Source organism: Peribacillus sp. P4_C12, assembly GCF_056402095.1.
On sequence record NZ_JBFUIB010001035.1, the window covers coordinates 1 to 793 of the forward strand.

A 793-nucleotide genomic window follows, 5' to 3' on the forward strand; every position below is an offset into this window, starting at 1 on the left:
ATCGAACCGCCGACACAAGGATTTTCAGTCCTTTGCTCTACCGACTGAGCTACTGAGCCAMACAATWAWAATGGCGGTCCCGACGGGAATCGAACCCGCGATCTCCTGCGTGACAGGCAGGCATGTTAACCGCTACACCACGGGACCATAGATTGCGGGGACAGGATTTGAACCTGCGACCTTCGGGTTATGAGCCCGACGAGCTACCGGACTGCTCCACCCCGCGACGTTAATAATGCTGCTATTGCATCAAGTTTTCGTGTTAACTGTTTCATCATATCTGATATATAGAAACAACTTGTTGCTTTTTAAAAAATGGTGGAGGATGACGGGATCGAACCGCCGACCCTCTGCTTGTAAGGCAGATGCTCTCCCAGCTGAGCTAATCCTCCATATGTTTTCGAAATGGTGACCCGTACGGGATTCGAACCCGTGTTACCGCCGTGAAAGGGCGGTGTCTTAACCGCTTGACCAACGGGCCAGTTGTAAATGGCGGAGAGCAAGGGATTTGAACCCTTGAGACAGGGTTACCCGTCTACACGATTTCCAATCGTGCTCCTTCGGCCACTCGGACAGCTCTCCAATAATGGCTCCGCAGGTAGGACTCGAACCTACGACCGTTCGGTTAACAGCCGAATGCTCTACCACTGAGCTACTGCGGAACGATATAAGCTTGGCGACGTCCTACTCTCACAGGGGGAAACCCCCAACTACCATCGGCGCTGAAGAGCTTAACTGCCGTGTTCGGAATGGGAACGGGTGTGACCTCTTCGCTATCGTCACCAAACATTAT

Annotated in this window: 6 tRNA genes and 1 rRNA gene; all 7 read right to left on the reverse strand. The window is 52.4% G+C overall.

The window, feature by feature from the left end:
- Positions 1–71: 71 nt before the first annotated feature.
- Positions 72–147, reverse strand: a tRNA-Asp gene (locus tag AC1DUW_RS31055).
- Between the two features lie 5 nt (positions 148–152).
- Positions 153–226 (reverse strand) — tRNA-Met (locus tag AC1DUW_RS31060).
- Positions 227–316: 90 nt separating this feature from the next.
- Positions 317–392: transfer RNA gene (locus tag AC1DUW_RS31065), tRNA-Val, on the reverse strand.
- A 14-nt stretch (positions 393–406) separates the two neighbouring features.
- A tRNA-Glu gene (locus AC1DUW_RS31070) sits at positions 407–481 on the reverse strand.
- Between the two features lie 9 nt (positions 482–490).
- Positions 491–582 (reverse strand) — tRNA-Ser (locus AC1DUW_RS31075).
- 5 nt (positions 583–587) lie between these two features.
- A tRNA-Asn gene (locus AC1DUW_RS31080) sits at positions 588–662 on the reverse strand.
- Between the two features lie 9 nt (positions 663–671).
- Positions 672–787 (reverse strand): 5S ribosomal RNA (rrf, locus tag AC1DUW_RS31085).
- Positions 788–793: the final 6 nt, after the last annotated feature.